Here is a 17,819-nt window from a genome sequence, read left to right on the forward strand (position 1 = left end):
GGAATCATCCGACGCTGGACAAGAACGATTCTCGCCTTGCAAAATGTTATGTTATTACATCTTCTGCGAGACTTCCGATGCGCTCCCACCACCTCGCGCCTGTCACCGGGTTGCTTCTCAGCCTGCTGGGCGAAGCCACTGCCGCCGAAGCGACCCACCCCCTTCTACTGGACGACATTCAGATCAACGAGCACCGCCAGGAAAACGCGGATGGCCCGGTACGCGGCTACCGCGCAACCCGTTCGGCCAGTGCTACCCGCACCGATACCGATATCCGCGACATCCCCCAGGCGATAAGCGTGATTCCGGCTCAAGTGCTGGAGGACCTGGACATTTCCCGCCTCGATCGAGCCTTGGATTTCGCCGGGGGCGTATCGCGGCAGAACAACTTCGGCGGCCTGACCTTACTCTCCTACAGCATCCGCGGCTTCACCACGGGCGAGTTGTACAAGAACGGTTTCGCAATAAACCGCGGCAGCTACAGCTCGCCAGACACCTCCGTCATCGAGCGCATCGAAGTGCTCAAGGGACCCGCCGCCAGCCTGTATGGGCGCGGCGATCCGGGTGGCACTGTGAATATAGTGACCAAGAAGCCCCAGGCCGAACGCTTCTCGCGCTTCAAGGCCAGTGCCGGGAGTTGGGACCGCTATCGCGTCAGCCTGGATGTCAACGCGCCGCTCGATGATGAAGACATGCTGCTGTCGCGCATCAATCTGGCAACTGAGGACAACGGCAGCTTTCGCAACCATGCCGGCAACCAACGCCTGGCGATCAGCCCCTCCCTGAGCTGGCAACTGACCCCCGATACCCGCCTGCTGCTGGAGACGGAGTTCGTCCAGCACGAATCGGTGTTCGATCGCGGTATCCCGGCCGTGAACGGAGAGCTGGGAACGGTCAAACGCTCCACCTTCCTCGGCGAACCCAACGACGGTGAAGTCCGCAATCGCAACCAGATGATCCAGGCCAGCCTGGAGCATCACCTCAATGACAGCTGGAAACTGCGCCTGGCCAATCATTACGCCCAGGGACACTTGCAGGGTGACTCCTCAGAGACCTCACGACTGATCGGCACCCAGGTGACCCGTTTCTATCGCCAGCGGGATTTCGAGTGGAACGACAGCATCACTCAACTGGAACTGCATGGCCTCTTCGAGACGGGCAATTGGCTGCACCAGAGCCTGGCTGGCATTGAGTACGAGAACTACCGCAACAGCCAGAAGTACCCACAAAGCCTGACATCACTGGATTACGGCCTGGACATCTATAACCCGGTGTACGGCAGGCCGAAGCCGCCAATCGTCAATCCAAACGACTTCTTCGAACAGGTGGAAAGCCGCGCATTGAACCTGCAGGACCAGATCGACTTCGGCCAAGGCTGGAAGGGCTTGATCGGCGCCCGCTTCGAGCATTTCGAACAGACGGCACTGAACCGCGCGACGCGAATCAGCAATGGCCAGGACAAGGAAAGCCTGACCCTGCGAAGCGGCCTGCTCTACCAGCTGACACCAGAGATAGGCCTGTTCGCCAACGCGGCGACATCAGTCAAACCCAACGCAATCGGCAGCCAGGGCACTGGCTTCGATCCGGAAAAAGGTTTCGGCAAGGAGGCTGGCTTAAAGCTCGACCTGCTGGGTGGCCGCATCGGTGCAACGGTCGCACTCTTCCACATCGACAAGGAAAACGTACTCACGGCCGCCCCAAACAATCCCGGCGAAAACATCGCAGCCGGCCGCGCTCGCAGCCAGGGCCTGGACCTGCAGGTCAGTGGACAGCTGACCGACACGGTACGGCTGATCGGCGCCTATGCCTACATCGACGCCGAGATCACCAAGGACAACGTGCTGCCCGAAGGCAGTCGCCTGCTCGGCGTGCCCGAGCACAGTGGCAGCCTGCTGGCTGTCTATGAGTTCCAGGGCGGTCGTCTGTACGGCTCGGATATCGGAGCCGCCCTCAACTATGTCGGCAATCGCTCCGGCCAGGCCGGCAGCCCGCTCGAGCTCCCTGCCTACGCCACCCTCGACCTGCTCGCCCATTACAAGGCGAGCGAACGAGCAACAGTCGGCCTGAACCTCAACAACCTCTTCGACCGCAAGTACTACGAGCGCTCGTACAACAGCGCTTGGGTCATGCCCGGCGAGCCCCGCAACCTCAACTTCAGTCTCACCCTCGACCTCTGATAGGAAATCTCCATGCGCCTGGACAAACGCTTCTTCCTCACCCCCATCCTTGCAGCTGCCTTCGCAGGTCACGTTCATGCCCACGGACTGTGGACCGAACAACGGCGCGGCAACATCGAAGTGATCTACGGACACGGCGCCGAAGACGACGCCTTCAAGGCGGATAAAGTCAGCGGTGCCTGGGCCTTTGACGCACAGGGGCGGATGATCCCGGTGTCGGTCGAGCGCCTGGTGGACCATGCACGGCTCAAACCCTTGAAAGCGCCAGCAATCCTGGCGGTAGCCCTGGACAACGGTCCTTGGTCGCAGACCGCCGACAAGCAGTGGATAAACCAGGGGCAGCGGCAAGTTCCCGGGGCTGTTGCGTCCATCCATACCTGGAAGTACAACCTGGCGTTTTATCAATCAGGAACGCAGCTCCCGGAGCTCAAGCGCATACGCCTGGCGATAGTGCCGGAAGCCGATCCGCTGGCGGTTGGACCGGGTAATTCGCTGCCGGTAAGGGTGCTACTGGACGGCAAGCCGGCGTCCGGTGTCGAACTGATCGGCGACTACCGGGGCGAACCCGATACCGTAAGCGCCACAACCGACGCCGACGGTCGCGCCAAGGTGCCGGTACGCAATTCCGGGCTGAACATCATCGCCGCCCAAGTCACCCTGGATACTCCGAACGATCCCGACGTGAAACAGCACGGACTGTTCAGTTCGCTGACCTTCCTTGGCGCACCGCACCACGAATGAGCGCCCAAGAAAAAAGCCGAGGCGGTGACCCGCGCTCGGCTTTTCTTTTACTCACCCGCGAAAATCAGAGATTGCGCAAGGCATCCAGCAACGCCTGGTTCTGCTCGGGCGTGCCAATGGTGATGCGCAGGAACTGGGCAATTCGCTCCTGCTTGAAGTGGCGAACGATCACGCCCTGTTCGCGCAATCCAGCGGCAATGCTGGCGGCATCCTTCTGGGGATGGCGCGCGAATACGAAGTTGGCCGCCGAGGGCAGCACCTCGAAGCCCAGCTTTCCCAGATCAGCCACTAGCGATTCGCGGCTGTCGATCACCTTGCGGCAGGTTGCCTCGAAGTACGCCTTGTCTTCGAACGCAACCGCGGCACCAGCGATTGCCATGCGATCCAGCGGGTAGGAGTTGAAGCTGTTCTTGATCCGCTCCAGCGCCTCGATCAGGTCCGGATGGCCGACAGCCAGGCCAACCCGCAGCCCCGCCAGAGACCGGGACTTGGACAGGGTCTGGGTCACCAGCAGGTTCGGATAGCGGTCCACCATGCTGATAGCCGTCTCGCCACCGAAGTCGATGTAGGCCTCGTCCACCAGCACTACGGTGTCCGGGTTGGCCCTGAGCAGACGTTCGATAGCCTCCAGCGCCAGCAGGCAGCCAGTGGGTGCATTGGGGTTGGGGAAGACGATGCCGCCATTGGGGCGCGCATAGTCTTCGACGCGAATCTGAAACTGTTCGTCCAGCGGCAGCGCCTCGAAGGGGATGCCATACAGCCCACAGTAGACCGGGTAGAAGCTGTAGCTCACATCCGGGAACAGCAGCGGCTTGCCGTGCTGGAACAGGCCGTGGAAAGCGTGTGCCAGGACCTCGTCCGAGCCGTTGCCGACGAACACCTGGTTCGTCTGCACACCGTAGTAGTCGGCCACCGCCTGCTTCAGGCGGTCACTGTTCGGGTCTGGATACAGGCGCAGGTTGTCACCCACCTCAGCCTGCATGGCCGCCACCGCTTTGGGCGACGGACCGTAAGGATTCTCGTTGGTGTTCAGCTTGACCAGCTTCGCCAGCTTGGGCTGCTCGCCAGGAACGTAGGGCACCAGGCCCTTGACGAAGGGACTCCAGAATTTGCTCATGCTCACTCCCCCTTGATGCGGAATTCGGCGCTGCGCGCGTGGGCTGTCAGAGACTCGCCCCGGGCCAGGATGGACGCGGTCTTGCCCAGTTCGGACGCGCCGTCGGCCGAGCAGAAAATGATCGAGGAACGCTTCTGGAAGTCGTACACACCCAGCGGTGAGGAGAAGCGCGCAGTGCCGGAGGTCGGCAGAACGTGGTTCGGACCAGCGCAGTAGTCGCCCAAGGCTTCGGCGGTATAACGCCCCATGAAGATGGCGCCGGCGTGGCGGATATGCGGGAGCCAGGACTGCGGATCGGCAACGGACAGCTCCAGGTGCTCGGGAGCGATGCGGTTGGCCACTTGGCACGCCTGGGCCTCATCGGCCACCAGGATCAGTGCGCCGCGGTTCTCCAGGGAGGTGCGAATGATCTCGGCACGCTCCATGGTCGGGAGCAGTTTGTCGATGCTGGCGGCAACCTTGTCGAGGAAGGCGGCATCGGGGCTGACCAGGATGGCCTGGGCGTCTTCGTCGTGCTCGGCCTGCGAGAAAAGGTCCATGGCGATCCAGTCGGGATCGGTGCCGCCATCGCAGACCACGAGAATTTCCGACGGACCAGCAATCATATCGATACCTACCTGTCCGAAGACGTGGCGCTTGGCCGTGGCGACATAGATGTTGCCCGGACCGACGATCTTGTCCACCTGGGGCACGCTCTCGGTGCCATAGGCCAGTGCGGCCACCGCCTGGGCGCCGCCGATGGTGAAGACACGGTCCACTCCAGCCACACAGGCAGCCGCAAGGACGATCTCGTTGATTTCGCCGCGAGGCGTCGGCACGACCATCACCACCTCGGCAACTCCAGCGACCTTGGCGGGAATCGCATTCATCAACACGGACGACGGATACGACGCCTTGCCGCCGGGCACATAAAGACCTGCGCGATCCAGCGGAGTTACCTGCTGGCCCAGTACCGTGCCGTCGGCTTCGGTGTAGGTCCAGGAGTCCTGTTTCTGCTTCTCGTGATAGCTACGCACACGAGCGGCAGCGGTTTCCAGCGCCTTGCGCTGCTCGGCGGTAATACGGGTCAGGGCCAGCTCCAAGCGCTCGCGCGGAAGGATCAGTTCCGCCATGGTGGTCGCCTGCACACCGTCGAAGCGCTGGGTGAACTCGACTACAGCAGCGTCGCCACGCTCACGCACGGCCTGGATGATGTCGAGGACACGCTGGTTGACCGCTTCGTCGGATACGCTTTCCCAGCTCAGCAGATGATCCAGGTGTCGCGCGAAATCCTGATCAGCGGCATTGAGTCGGCGGATGGCGATTGGAGCGGTCATAGCGGGCCTCTTGAATGGCAATTGCTCGGGCGCCGCTAGAGTAGCAAGCCCACCGTGCGGGCACCCGAGAATATTGGCTATGACACGGATAGGCGCGTGCGGCGCAGGGCCGCACTCAGGTGTCAGCTGGGGTGTCGAGACTCGACCGCGCTGCGCAGCACTTCGATCAGTGCCTGGATGCGCGCGTGCTGCATCTTCATCGATGCCTTGTTGACGATCAGTCGCGAGCTGATGGTGGCGATCAACTCCTGGGGTTCCAGGCCGTTGGCGCGCAGGGTATTGCCGGTGTCGACGACGTCGATGATCTTGTCAGCCAGGCCCACCAGGGGCGCCAGCTCCATCGAGCCATAGAGCTTGATCACATCGACCTGGCGGCCCTGTTCGGCGTAGTAGCGTTTGGCGACGTTGACGAATTTGGTGGCTACGCGAAGGCGCCCCTTTGGCTCAGGCGCACCGATCGCGCCAGCGGTCATCAGCTTGCAGCAGGCGATCCTGAGGTCCAGCGGCTCGTACAGGCCCTGGCCGCCGTACTCCATCAACACGTCCTTGCCAGCAACGCCGAGATCGGCCGCGCCATGCTCGACATAGGTCGGCACGTCAGTGGCACGCACGATGAGCAGGCGTACATCCTCCTGGGTAGTAGGGATGATCAGCTTGCGGCTCTTGTCCGGATTCTCGGTCGGTACGATGCCGGCCTCGGCAAGTAGCGGCAGGGTGTCGTCGAGAATTCGGCCCTTGGACAGCGCGATGGTGAGCATGAAACTGGATTTCCTTGGCTACGGCCCTTGACGGGCCTGTTGCGCGGTCATCACGGACCGACCCTTTCAGGGCCGGCCCGCATTTCGACCTAACCCGGCACGCGGCGAATCTTGGCGCCGAGCAACTGCAGTTTTTCTTCGATGCACTCGTAACCACGGTCGATGTGGTAGATGCGGTCGATCAGGGTATCGCCCTCTGCCACCAGACCGGCAATCACCAGGCTGGCGGAAGCGCGCAGGTCGGTCGCCATGACCGGTGCGCCCTTGAGCTTCGGCACGCCGGTAACGATGGCGGTGTTGCCTTCCACCAGGATCTGAGCGCCCATGCGATTCATTTCGTAGACGTGCATGAAGCGGTTTTCAAATACGGTCTCGATCACCGCACCGGTGCCTTCGGCAACGGCGTTCATGGAGATGAACTGGGCCTGCATGTCGGTGGGGAACGCCGGGTACGGCGCAGTGCGCACGTTGACCGCTTTCGGGCGATTGCCCTTCATGTCCAGCTCGATCCAGTTGTTGCCGGTGTTGATGTGTGCACCGGCCTCTTCCAGCTTCTGGAGCACGGCTTCGAGGATGGTCGGATCAGTGTCCTTGAGCTTGACGCGGCCACCAGTTGCGGCAGCTGCCACCAGGTAGGTACCGGTTTCGATACGGTCGGGCATCACGTTGTAGCGCGCACCGCCAAGGCGTTTCACGCCGTCGATGGTGATGGTGTCGGTACCCGCACCCTGGATCTGCGCGCCCATGGCGATCAGGCAGTTGGCCAGGTCAACCACTTCCGGCTCGCGGGCAGCGTTCTGCAGAACGGTACGGCCGTTGGCCAGCGCTGCAGCCATCATGATGTTCTCGGTACCGGTCACACTGACCGTATCGAAGAAGAAGTTGGCGCCACGCAGGCCGCCGGCCGGAGCCTTGGCCTTGATGTAACCACCCTCGACGTCGATCTTCGCGCCCATGGCCTCGAGGCCGCGGATGTGAAGGTCAACCGGACGCGAACCAATGGCACAGCCACCGGGAAGCGCTACTTCGGCTTCACCAAAGCGAGCCACCATCGGACCAAGCACCAGGATGGAAGCGCGCATGGTCTTGACCAGCTCGTAGGGCGCGACCAGGGTCTTGATACTGCTGGCGTCGACTTCAACGGCCAGCTTCTCGTCGATCACTGGCTGCACGCCCATGCGACCGAAAAGTTCGATCATGGTGGTGATGTCGTGCAGGTGCGGAAGGTTAGCTACGGTGACTGGGGTATCAGCCAGCAAGGTAGCGGCCAGGATCGGCAACGCAGAGTTCTTGGCGCCGGAAATGCGGATCTCGCCATCGAGGCGTTGACCGCCGGTAATAATCAGTTTGTCCATTGCTCTCTCGAAAGCTGGGCTCAGGAACGCTCGGCCCAATCGGCCTGGCTGAAGAATTTCATGGTGACAGCGTGGATGCTGCCATCAGCGATCCAGGCGTTCAGGTGGGCGTATACCTGTTGCTGACGCTTCACCGGGCTCAGGCCGGCCAGCTCGTCGCTGATCAGGTTCAACTGGAAGTTGCAGCCTTCCCCTTCAACTTCCACCTGGGTACCTGGCAGTTTCGCCTCCAGGAGGCTTTTCACTTCTACGGCCTGCATGCTCAACCTCAATCGGCGCCCAACGCGCGCGGGTCGGCCATGATACAAAAAAGCCCTCTGCCTGCGAACCCCGCGCGCGCGGGGCCAGACGGAGGGCGGTTTGATCGAATCAAGCCTCCAGCGGCAGTAGCTCGGTCAATCCGGAGACGTCGGCAATCTGCCGCATGTCTTCTGGCACTCCACGTACCGTTAACGACTTACCGGAAGCGCTGGAATCGCGCATGAAAGCCAGCAGCAGCGCGAGGCCGACACTGCTGGTCTTCTCTACCGCGGAGCAGTCCAGCAGCACGGAGGCGGCGCTGCTCGTCTGGATCAGCCGCCTCCCGTCTTCGCGCAGTTGCGGTCCGGTGCTGTAATCGAGCACGCCAACCAGGCGCAACTCGCCCGGAGCTGCCTGTTCGATACGGGCCTCGCTCATTGACCGCCCGCCTGCTTGGCTTCTTCAGACTGTTTGGCCTTGGCAACCACTTCGGCCCAACCATTGATGGTCTTGTCGAGGTCGTTACCATTGCGCTGCATGGTGTCGGCGAACTGGTCGCGGAACAGCTTGCCGATGTTGATGCCGTTGATGATCACGTTGCGCAGCATCCACTGCCCATTGACGTTCACCATGGTGTAGGAAACCGGGTAGACGGTGCCTTTGCTGTCTTTGACCTCCATGCCGACGCTGGTGCGCTCAGGATCTTCCTGCTTGGCCGGCAGTACACGAATTTCCTGGTTGTCGTACTCCAGCAGGGCATTGCCGTAGAACTGGATCAGGCTGCGTTTGAAATTATCCTGGAAGCGCGTCATCTGCTCAGGAGTAGCCTTGCGCGAGTACTTCACGGTCATGATGCTGCGGGAGATGCCATCGGCATCCACCACTGGACCAAGAATGCCGTTCAGGGCCTCGTAGAACGCGTTCGGGTCGCTGCGATATTGCTCTTTATTGGCCCTCAGGTCGGCCAGCAGTTGGTCGGTGGTTTGCTGCACCACATCGCGCGCGCTCGGCGCAGCGGTGGCCAGCAGAGGCAGGGCCGCCAGCAGGACCAGCAGGCCGTTACGCAGGGCATTGATCATGTTTCGCATCCTCATTTGCTCTCTTTGTTGACCGAGTTCAGCAGGAACTTGCCGATCAGGTCTTCCAACACCAGGGCCGACTGGGTGTCACGGATGGTTCCGCCATCCTTGAGCAGTTCCTCGTCGCCGCCGACGCTGATGCCAATGTACTTTTCACCCAGCAGGCCGGCCGTGAGGATGGACGCGGTGGAGTCCGCAGGCAGGTTGTCCACACGCTTTTCGACTTCCATCGTGACGCGGCCGGTGTAGCTGTCGCGATCCAGATCGATCGCTGTAACCTTGCCGATGGTGACACCGGCCATGGTTACCTTTGCTCTGACAGTCAAACCGGCAATATTGTCGAAATGCGCGTAAAGCTTATAGGTGTCATCGCTGACGCCGTAGGACAGGCCGCTGACCCGCAAAGCCAGAAGCAGCAAGGCCAACAGACCGGCCAGGAGGAACAGGCCGACACCAATCTCCAAGGTGCGGATTTGCATCAGAAATCTCCAAACATCAAGGCGGTCAGGATGAAGTCCAGCCCCAGCACGGCGAGCGAGGCATAGACCACGGTTTTAGTCGTAGCGCGGCTGATCCCTTCCGAGGTCGGCTCGCAGTCATACCCTTGGAACACGGCGATCCAGGTCACCACGAAGGCGAATACGACGCTCTTGATCACGCCGTTCAGCACATCCTCGGTGAATTGCACACTGTTCTGCATATTGGCCCAGAAAGAGCCCTCATAGACGCCCAGCCAGTCCACGGCCACCATGGCGCCACCCCAGATGCCCACGACGCTGAAGATCATCGCCAGCAGCGGCATCGAGATAAAGCCGGCCCAGAGCCGGGGGGCGATGATGTACTTGAGCGGGTCGACGCCGATCATTTCCAGGCTTGAGAGCTGCTCGGTGGATTTCATGTTGCCGATCTCGGCGGTCAGCGCGGAGCCAGCCCGACCAGCGAAGAGCAGGCCGGTCACTACTGGACCAAGCTCACGCAGCAGCGTCAGCGCCACCATCTGGCCGACTGCCTGCTCTGAACCGTAGTCGACCAGGATGTTGTATCCCTGCAGGGCCAACACCATGCCGATGAAAACGCCGGAAACGACGATGATCGCCAGCGACATCACGCCGACGGCATAGAGCTGCTTGACCAGCAACTGAAAGCCATTGCCAACGCCAGTGCGGCCGAACAGGGCATGCAACAGGAACAGTGTGGAGCGCCCAAGCGCTTCCAGCACGTCCAGACCGGAACGCCCGAGCAGGCGAACGCGCTCGAGCAAGGACTTCTTGCGCATCAGCGCCCCCCCAGCAAGTCTTTGCGGTAATCAGGTGCCGGGAAATGGAAGGGCACCGGTCCATCCGGAATGCCTTTCATGAACTGGCGGATACGCGGGTTATCGGAATTCATCAGCTCGTCCGGAGTTCCCTGCCCCAGCACCTGCGCATCACCCACCACATAGATGTAGTCAGCAATGCTGGCGGTTTCCGCCAGATCGTGGGAAACCACGATGCTGGTGATACCGAGTGCATCGTTAAGCAGGCGAATCAAGCGCACCAGAACCCCCATGGCAATGGGGTCCTGACCGACGAACGGTTCGTCATACATCAGGATCTGAGGATCGAGCGCAATTGCGCGCGCCAGCGCCACGCGCCGCTTCATGCCGCCAGACAACTCGTCCGGCATCAGTTCGATGGCGCCGCGCAGGCCCACTGCCTGAAGTTTCAGCAAGACAATGTCACGAATCATTTCCTCAGGCAGCTTGGTGTGCACCCGCAAAGGAAACGCGACGTTCTCGAAGACATCCAGATCGGTGAACAACGCACCGCTCTGGAACAGCACGCCAAACTGCTTGCGCATGTCGAACAGGTCGGCGCGTGAGAGCTTGGGCAGATTCTGACCGTTGACCCAGACTTCGCCACTCGCGGGCTTGAGCTGGGCAGCAATCAGGCGCAGTAGCGTGGTCTTGCCGCAGCCGGAAGGCCCCATGATGCCGGTAACCTTGCCGCGCGGGATACGAATATCGACGTCTTGGAAAATGCTGCGCGCGCCACGATTGAAGGTAACCCCCTTCAACTCGACGGCGTAGGTGTTTTCGGCACTCATCTAGACTCCTTGCGATACAGCCTCCCTGGAAGACGACGCGCCCCAACGCAAGGACACTCCGCTCAGAACGGGCCGAACAGGGCGCGAACTATATCACCGCGGCCTTGCGCCTCCCAAGGCCACGCTAGCGTCTGTTCAGCTTTGCGACAGCTTCGACGCCATTGACGCGTGAGCTAAATCACCTTTATCGCTATAATCGGCGCCTTTTCCCCCGGCCACTGCATGCCCATGAGCCAATCCAGCGATCTCATCAAGTCCGCACAACGCACTATCCAGCTCGAACGCGAGGCGATCGACGCCCTTATGCCACGCATCGACGCAGATTTCGTTCGCGCCTGCGAACTCATCCTGGATTGCAAGGGACGCGTAGTGGTGGTGGGTATGGGCAAGTCCGGACATGTCGGGAACAAGATTGCTGCCACCCTGGCCAGCACCGGCACCCCATCCTTCTTTGTTCACCCGGCCGAGGCCAGCCATGGCGACATGGGCATGATCACCCGTGAAGACGTGGTCCTGGCGCTCTCCAATTCCGGCTCGACTGCCGAAATCGTCACGCTGCTGCCGCTGATCAAGCGCCTGGGAATCACCCTGATCAGCCTCACTGGCAATCCGGACTCGCCCCTGGCCAAAGCCGCAGCTGCGAATCTGGATGCTCGAGTAGGCCAGGAAGCCTGCCCACTGAACCTGGCTCCCACATCGTCCACCACTGCGGCGCTGGTCCTGGGTGACGCTCTGGCCATCGCCCTGTTGGAAGCCCGTGGTTTCACCGCCGAAGACTTCGCCTTCTCTCATCCGGGCGGCGCGCTTGGCCGTCGCCTCCTGCTCAAGGTGGAGAACATCATGCACAGCGGCGAAAGCCTGCCCAGCGTCGCCCGCGGTACGCCGCTGCGCGAAGCCCTGCTGGAAATGACACGCAAGGGCCTGGGCATGACCGCGGTGGTGGAAAGTGACGGCCACCTCGCCGGCATCTTCACCGACGGCGACCTGCGCCGCACTTTGGACAAAGGTGTCGATGTGCGCCAGGCCAGCATCGACGACGTCATGACGGTGCACGGCAAGACCGTACGCCCCGACATGCTTGCAGCCGAAGCGCTGAAGATCATGGACGACCACAAGATCAACGTGCTGGTTGTGGTCGATGAAGACGACCGCCCCATCGGCGCCCTGCATATCCATGACATGACCCGCGCCGGAGTGATCTGATGAGCAATGAACTCCTCACTCGTGCCAAGGCCGTTCGCCTGGCCGTGTTCGACGTGGACGGCGTGCTGACCGACGGCCGCCTCTACTTCCTACCCGGCGGCGGAGAATTCAAGACCTTCAACACCCTCGACGGCCAAGGCATCAAGATGCTGATGAATGCTGGCGTGCGCACTGCCATCATCAGCGGCCGCCAGTCGGAGGTTGTCGAGCGTCGCGCACAGAACCTCGGCATACAGCATCTGTTCCAGGGGCGCGAAGACAAACTGGCTGTCCTCGACGGCCTGCTCGCGGAACTGGGGTTGAATTATGATCAGGTCGCCTACCTCGGTGACGACCTTCCCGACCTACCGGTGATTCGCCGTGTCGGCCTGGGCATGGCCGTGGCCAACGCCGATGCTTTCGTCCGCCAGCATGCCCATGGCATCACCCAGGCACGTGGCGGCGAAGGCGCAGCCCGTGAGTTCTGCGAACTCATACTGCGCGCCCAGGGCAGCCTGGAAGCGGCGCAAGCTGCTTATCTCTGAGGTTTTTCATGCCAAAGAACATCCGCCTTGCGCTGATCCTGACCCCGATCGCGGCGCTACTCATCGCTCTGGGGTACTGGAATATCCGTCCCGAAAGCTTCATGGACCGGACAGCAGCCACAGGCAACGACAACGCCATCGATTTCTACGTGGAAAATGGCAAGAGCACCCAGTTCCAGGAAGATGGCAAGCTCCACTACGAAATGACCGCGACCCACCTCGAACATATAAAGGCCACTGATGTCACACTGCTGACCAATCCGGACCTGCTCCTGCATCGCGGCACCGCATACCCCTGGCACGTACAAAGCGAGCGAGGCGAAGTCGGCCCTGAAGGCAAGCAGGTCGAACTGATCGACAAGGTCCGGGTGGCGCGCACCGACGGCAAGGGGCGCCCGACCATCCTGACCACTAGCCGCCTGACCGTGTTCCCTGACGAGGAATATGCGCAGACCCAGCAAGCCGTTAGAATCGACGCGGCCAATGGGGTGACCACGGCACAAGGAATGAAAGCGTACTTGAATGACAGCAGGATGATCCTGCAGTCCAACGTAAGAGGCCAGCATGAGGTTCGTTAAAACCCTCCCCCTGTTGCTCAGCCTGGGTACCGCACTCGGAAGTGCTGCCGCCTGGGCCTTGCCCACGGACCGCGATCAACCGATTCGCGTCCAGGCCGACAGCGCCGAGCTCGATGACAAGCAGGGCGTCGCGGTCTACCGCGGCAACGTCGTGATCACCCAGGGAACCCTGAAGATCACCGGCGATACCGTCACCATTACCCAGGACGCGAATGGCGATGTCGAGGTCTTCACCTCGGTCGGCAAGCCCGCTTACTACGAACAGAAGCCTGCGGTGGACAAGGAAATAGTCAAGGCCTATGGCCTGACCATCCAGTACTTCGCGGCCAACGAGCGCATCATTCTGCTCGACCAGGCCAAGGTGGTTCAGGAAGGCAACACCTTCGAAGGCGAGAAGATCGTCTATGACACCCAGCGCCAGATCGTCAACGCAGGCCGCGCTACCGGCAATAACGTGACCACTCCGCGTCCGCGAATCGACATGGTCATCCAGCCGAAGAAGAAAGAGCAGAAAGCACAGTAATGGCGACTCTCAAAGCCCAGCATCTGGCCAAGAGCTACAAGAGCCGCCAGGTGGTCCGCGATGTCAGCCTGTCGATCGACAGCGGACAAATCGTTGGCCTTCTCGGCCCCAACGGTGCCGGCAAGACCACCTGCTTCTACATGATTGTCGGCTTGGTCCAGGCCGACCAGGGCCGCGTCCTGATCGACCAGCAGGACGTCACCCATCAGCCCATGCATGGCCGCGCCCGTGCGGGCATCGGCTACCTGCCGCAGGAAGCCTCGATCTTCCGCAAGCTCAGCGTGGCGGACAACATCATGGCGATCCTCGAGACCCGCAAGGACCTCGACCGCGCCACGCGCCGCAAGGAGCTGGAAAGCCTGCTGCAGGAGTTCCACATCAGCCACATTCGCGACAGTCTCGGCATGAGCCTGTCAGGCGGTGAGCGCCGTCGGGTGGAAATCGCCCGGGCGCTGGCTACCTCCCCGAAATTCATCCTGCTGGACGAACCGTTCGCCGGCGTGGACCCGATTTCCGTGGGCGATATCAAGCAGATCATCCATCATCTCAAGGCCAAGGGAATCGGTGTGCTCATCACCGACCACAACGTCCGTGAAACGCTGGACATCTGCGAGACCGCCTACATTGTCAGTGACGGACAACTGATTGCCGAGGGTAGTGCGGAAGCCATCCTGGCCAACCAGCTGGTGAAGGAAGTCTATCTGGGCCACGAGTTCCGCCTGTAGCCTCCCGCGACATCTCCTACAAGATGGGTTGCGCGAGCTAGGAAAATCCTTCAAGGTCAGGCATATAATTTGCTTCCTGGTGGCGCTTCGGCGCCCTGTTGTGGATGGCGCGTGAGCGCCGGCGAATCAAGGTGCTAAGCCCTCTGCCATGAAACCATCGCTAGTCCTTAAGATGGGCCAGCAGCTGACGATGACCCCTCAGCTGCAACAGGCCATCCGCCTACTCCAACTCTCCACCCTGGACCTCCAGCAGGAGATCCAGGAAGCACTGGAGTCCAATCCCATGCTTGAGCGGCAGGAGGATGGCGACGATTTCGACACCTCCGACCCGATGGCCGAAGGCGACCAACTGCCTAACACGAGTAGCCAGGAAGCCAGCTTCCAGGAGTCCAGCGTCGAAACCAATGCCGAAGCCATGGAAGATGGCGAATGGCACGAACGCATTCCCAGCGAACTCCCTGTCGATACGGCCTGGGAAGATGTCTACCAGACCAGCGCCAGCAGCCTGCCGAGCAACGATGACGACGAGTGGGATTTCACCTCGCGCACCTCGGTCGGTGAAAGCCTGCAGAGCCACCTGCTCTGGCAGCTGAACCTGGCCCCCATGTCAGACACCGACCGCCTGATTGGTGTCACCCTCATCGACTGCATCAATAACGACGGTTACCTCGAAGAGACGCTGGCAGAGATAGTCGAGGCCTTCGACCCCGAGCTCGGTATCGAGCTGGACGAAGTCGAAGTCGTCCTTCATCGCATCCAACAGTTCGAGCCCGCAGGCATCGGTGCCCGCGACCTGCGCGAATGCCTGATCCTGCAACTTCGCCAGCTGCCTCCGGGCACCCCGTGGCTGACCGAGGCCCAACGTCTGGCTGGTGACTTCCTAGACCTGCTCGGCAGCCGTGACTACAGCCAGTTGATGCGGCGCATGAAGGTCAAGGAAGACGAACTGCGCCAGATCATCGAACTGATTCAGGCCCTGAATCCACGTCCCGGCTCGCAGATCGAAGCCAGCGAACCCGAGTACGTCGTACCCGACGTGATCGTCCGCAAGCACAACGAACGCTGGCTGGTTGAGCTAAACCAGGAAGCCGTACCGCGCCTGCGGGTCAATCCGCACTACGCGGGTTTCGTTCGTCGCGCCGATTCCAGCGCCGACAACACCTTCATGCGCAATCAGCTTCAGGAGGCTCGCTGGTTCATCAAGAGCCTGCAGAGCCGAAACGAGACTCTGATGAAGGTCGCCACCCAGATCGTCGAGCACCAGCGCGGCTTCCTGGAGTATGGCGAAGAGGCGATGAAACCCCTGGTCCTGCATGACATCGCCGAAGCCGTAGGTATGCACGAGTCCACAATCTCGCGCGTGACTACCCAGAAATACATGCACACTCCCCGCGGAATCTACGAGCTGAAGTACTTTTTCTCCAGCCACGTAAGCACCTCGGAAGGCGGTGAATGTTCGTCTACCGCGATCCGCGCAATCATCAAGAAACTGGTCGCAGCGGAAAATCCGAAAAAGCCGTTGAGCGACAGCAAGATCGCTGGTTTACTGGAGGCACAGGGCATTCAAGTGGCCCGTCGCACAGTAGCCAAGTATCGCGAATCCCTTGGGATAGCGCCTTCCAGCGAGCGGAAGCGACTGATGTGACGCGGAAATTGACCCACGCCAAAGTGTTCCGGTGGCAGGCCCGTTAGCCTGTCTCTTATACACGGGCAATAAGGAGAAAGCGGTATGCAAGTCAACATCAGTGGACATCAACTGGATGTGACCGACGCCCTGCGCGATTATGTCGGCGAGAAACTTGGCCGGCTCGAGCGCCACTTCGACAAGATCACCAATGTGCAAGTCATCATGGAGGTCGAGAAACTGAAACAAAAGATCGAAGCCACCTTGCACATCGCCGGCGGGGAGGTCGTGGCCAATGCGGAACATGAAGACATGTACGCCGCCATCGATCTGCTCACCGACAAACTTGACCGCCAACTGATCAAACACAAGGAAAAGCAGTTGAATCGCCAGCAGGGCGCTACGGCCCGCTGACACTCTTCCCCCTCCTATGATTCGACTCGAGCAAATCCTGACCCCCGGCCGTTCCCTGGTGAACGTGCCGGGCGGCAGCAAAAAGCGTGTACTGGAACAGATTGCCAAGCTGGTTTCCCGTGACCTCCCCGACCTCGATAACCAGGATATTTTCGAAAGCCTGGTAGCCCGGGAGAAGCTCGGTTCCACCGGTTTCGGCAACGGCATCGCCATTCCCCACTGTCGCCTCATCGGCTGCATCGCGCCCATAAGCGCCGTGCTGCGCCTTGACGCGCCAGTTGATTTCGACGCCATCGACGGTGCTCCGGTTGACCTGCTGTTTGTCCTGCTGGTCCCGGAAGCTGCCACCGATGAGCACCTTGAATTGCTCCGACAGATAGCCAGCATGCTTGACCGCAGCGATGTGCGCGAGCGTCTGCGCCAGGCTCCCGACAGCACCAGCCTCTACCAGGTAGTGGTGGACGTGCAGAGCGGACGCTAGGGCTTCATCATGCGCCTGATCATCGTCAGCGGCCGCTCCGGGTCGGGCAAGAGCACCGCCCTCGATGTTCTCGAGGACCACGGTTACTACTGTATCGACAACCTTCCTGCCGCCCTGCTTCCCGAGCTGGCCGAACGGGCACTGTTGCACACCGAACTGCTGCAACCCCAGGTGGCTGTATCCATCGACGCGCGCAACCTGCCCAGTCAGTTGCAACGTTTCCCCGAGCTGCTCGTCGAGGCTCGCAATCGTCACATCAAATGCGACGTGCTTTACCTCGACGCCGAACACGACACTCTTCTCAAACGCTTCTCCGAAACACGCCGGCGCCATCCACTGACCAATGACAATCGCTCCCTGGCCGAAGCCATCCGGGACGAAGAACTGCTGTTGGCGCCCATCGCCGATCTCGCCGACCTGAAGATCGACACCACGCATCTCAATCTTTACCAGCTGCGTGACAGCATCAAGCTACGCCTACTCAATCAACCCGAGCCCGGTACGGCCTTCCTGATCGAGTCATTCGGCTTCAAGCGTGGCATGCCTGTGGATGCCGACCTGGTGTTCGATGTGCGCTGCCTGCCCAACCCCTACTGGAAGCCGGAGTTGCGCGACCATTCGGGGCTTGATTCGGTGGTCGAAGAATATCTCGCAGGCCAACCGGATGTGGAGGAGATGTATCAGGATATCCACAGCTATCTGAGTAAATGGCTACCGCGCTTTGCCGCCAGTAACAGGGCCTATGTCACTATTGCCATTGGCTGCACCGGTGGGCACCACCGCTCGGTGTACATTGCCAATCGCCTGGGGGCGGCACTGAAACCCAGCTTGAAGAATGTCCAGGTTCGCCACCGCGACCTCAGTTAGAAGGATTGGAAA

21 protein-coding genes are annotated in these 17,819 nt (G+C 61.0%); 11 read left to right on the forward strand and 10 right to left on the reverse strand.

Features of this window, described 5'->3' with window-relative positions; all coding sequences use genetic code 11:
• The first annotated feature begins 77 nt into the window (after positions 1–77).
• Both E8E75_RS16840 and E8E75_RS16845 read left to right on the forward strand, forming a co-directional pair.
• Positions 78–2,177, forward strand: a complete 2,100-nt coding sequence (locus E8E75_RS16840) for a TonB-dependent siderophore receptor (protein ID WP_153922245.1) — start codon at positions 78–80, stop codon at positions 2,175–2,177.
• 12 nt (positions 2,178–2,189) lie between these two features.
• Complete coding sequence (locus E8E75_RS16845; RefSeq protein ID WP_153922242.1) at positions 2,190–2,918, forward strand: DUF4198 domain-containing protein; 729 nt, start codon at positions 2,190–2,192, stop codon at positions 2,916–2,918.
• A 64-nt stretch (positions 2,919–2,982) separates the two neighbouring features.
• Here the strand turns inward: E8E75_RS16845 and hisC are convergent, their stop codons facing one another.
• The 10 genes from hisC to E8E75_RS16895 form a co-directional block, all read right to left on the reverse strand.
• Entirely contained in the window at positions 2,983–4,035 is a 1,053-nt protein-coding gene (gene hisC, locus E8E75_RS16850) for a histidinol-phosphate transaminase (protein WP_153922239.1), read from the reverse strand.
• Between the two features lie 2 nt (positions 4,036–4,037).
• Positions 4,038–5,351, reverse strand: a complete 1,314-nt coding sequence (gene hisD, locus E8E75_RS16855; protein WP_120652892.1) for a histidinol dehydrogenase — start codon at positions 5,349–5,351, stop codon at positions 4,038–4,040.
• A gap of 122 nt (positions 5,352–5,473) precedes the next feature.
• Positions 5,474–6,109, reverse strand: coding sequence for an ATP phosphoribosyltransferase (gene hisG / locus E8E75_RS16860; RefSeq protein WP_120652893.1), 636 nt, complete (start codon positions 6,107–6,109; stop codon positions 5,474–5,476).
• Positions 6,110–6,198: 89 nt separating this feature from the next.
• Complete coding sequence (gene murA, locus E8E75_RS16865; protein ID WP_028628484.1) at positions 6,199–7,464, reverse strand: UDP-N-acetylglucosamine 1-carboxyvinyltransferase; 1,266 nt, start codon at positions 7,462–7,464, stop codon at positions 6,199–6,201.
• Between the two features lie 20 nt (positions 7,465–7,484).
• Positions 7,485–7,724 (reverse strand): BolA family protein, encoded by a 240-nt coding sequence (locus tag E8E75_RS16870; protein ID WP_120652894.1) that lies wholly within the window; start codon positions 7,722–7,724, stop codon positions 7,485–7,487.
• A 109-nt stretch (positions 7,725–7,833) separates the two neighbouring features.
• Positions 7,834–8,142 (reverse strand): STAS domain-containing protein, encoded by a 309-nt coding sequence (locus E8E75_RS16875; protein WP_153922236.1) that lies wholly within the window; start codon positions 8,140–8,142, stop codon positions 7,834–7,836.
• Positions 8,139–8,783, reverse strand: coding sequence for an ABC transporter substrate-binding protein (locus tag E8E75_RS16880; RefSeq protein WP_120655271.1), 645 nt, complete (start codon positions 8,781–8,783; stop codon positions 8,139–8,141). The genes E8E75_RS16875 and E8E75_RS16880 overlap by 4 nt, the downstream gene beginning before the upstream one ends.
• A gap of 11 nt (positions 8,784–8,794) precedes the next feature.
• Positions 8,795–9,262, reverse strand: a complete 468-nt coding sequence (gene mlaD / locus E8E75_RS16885; RefSeq protein ID WP_120652896.1) for an outer membrane lipid asymmetry maintenance protein MlaD — start codon at positions 9,260–9,262, stop codon at positions 8,795–8,797.
• A complete protein-coding gene (mlaE, locus tag E8E75_RS16890) occupies positions 9,262–10,059 on the reverse strand; it encodes a lipid asymmetry maintenance ABC transporter permease subunit MlaE (protein ID WP_120652897.1) in 798 nt (265 codons plus the stop codon). The genes mlaD and mlaE overlap by 1 nt, the downstream gene beginning before the upstream one ends.
• On the reverse strand, positions 10,059–10,868 hold the full coding sequence (locus E8E75_RS16895; protein WP_120652898.1) for an ABC transporter ATP-binding protein: 810 nt from the start codon (positions 10,866–10,868) through the stop codon (positions 10,059–10,061). The genes mlaE and E8E75_RS16895 overlap by 1 nt, the downstream gene beginning before the upstream one ends.
• Positions 10,869–11,090: 222 nt before the next feature.
• Between E8E75_RS16895 and E8E75_RS16900 the strand changes: the two genes are divergently transcribed.
• The 9 genes from E8E75_RS16900 to rapZ all read left to right on the forward strand — a co-directional run bounded on the left by E8E75_RS16900 (position 11,091) and on the right by rapZ (position 17,807).
• On the forward strand, positions 11,091–12,071 hold the full coding sequence (locus tag E8E75_RS16900; RefSeq protein WP_174235584.1) for a KpsF/GutQ family sugar-phosphate isomerase: 981 nt from the start codon (positions 11,091–11,093) through the stop codon (positions 12,069–12,071).
• A complete protein-coding gene (locus tag E8E75_RS16905) occupies positions 12,071–12,595 on the forward strand; it encodes an HAD family hydrolase (RefSeq protein WP_120652900.1) in 525 nt (174 codons plus the stop codon). The genes E8E75_RS16900 and E8E75_RS16905 overlap by 1 nt, the downstream gene beginning before the upstream one ends.
• Positions 12,596–12,603: 8 nt before the next feature.
• Positions 12,604–13,173 carry an LPS export ABC transporter periplasmic protein LptC gene (gene lptC, locus E8E75_RS16910; RefSeq protein ID WP_120652901.1) on the forward strand — a complete coding sequence of 190 codons (570 nt, stop codon included), beginning with the start codon at positions 12,604–12,606 and terminating at the stop codon, positions 13,171–13,173.
• Positions 13,160–13,696 (forward strand): lipopolysaccharide transport periplasmic protein LptA, encoded by a 537-nt coding sequence (gene lptA / locus E8E75_RS16915; RefSeq protein WP_120652902.1) that lies wholly within the window; start codon positions 13,160–13,162, stop codon positions 13,694–13,696. The genes lptC and lptA overlap by 14 nt, the downstream gene beginning before the upstream one ends.
• A complete protein-coding gene (lptB, locus tag E8E75_RS16920; protein WP_120652903.1) occupies positions 13,696–14,421 on the forward strand; it encodes an LPS export ABC transporter ATP-binding protein in 726 nt (241 codons plus the stop codon). The genes lptA and lptB overlap by 1 nt, the downstream gene beginning before the upstream one ends.
• Positions 14,422–14,569: 148 nt before the next feature.
• Positions 14,570–16,066 (forward strand): RNA polymerase factor sigma-54, encoded by a 1,497-nt coding sequence (locus E8E75_RS16925; RefSeq protein WP_120652904.1) that lies wholly within the window; start codon positions 14,570–14,572, stop codon positions 16,064–16,066.
• Positions 16,067–16,150: 84 nt separating this feature from the next.
• Complete coding sequence (raiA, locus tag E8E75_RS16930; RefSeq protein ID WP_028628496.1) at positions 16,151–16,459, forward strand: ribosome-associated translation inhibitor RaiA; 309 nt, start codon at positions 16,151–16,153, stop codon at positions 16,457–16,459.
• Positions 16,460–16,475: 16 nt separating this feature from the next.
• Positions 16,476–16,940, forward strand: coding sequence for a PTS IIA-like nitrogen regulatory protein PtsN (ptsN, locus tag E8E75_RS16935; RefSeq protein WP_120652905.1), 465 nt, complete (start codon positions 16,476–16,478; stop codon positions 16,938–16,940).
• Positions 16,941–16,949: 9 nt separating this feature from the next.
• Positions 16,950–17,807, forward strand: a complete 858-nt coding sequence (rapZ, locus tag E8E75_RS16940) for an RNase adapter RapZ (protein WP_120652906.1) — start codon at positions 16,950–16,952, stop codon at positions 17,805–17,807.
• Positions 17,808–17,819 lie beyond the last annotated feature (12 nt).

This window comes from Pseudomonas sp. BN606, from assembly GCF_029873115.1.
Classification (GTDB): Bacteria; Pseudomonadota; Gammaproteobacteria; order Pseudomonadales; family Pseudomonadaceae; genus Metapseudomonas.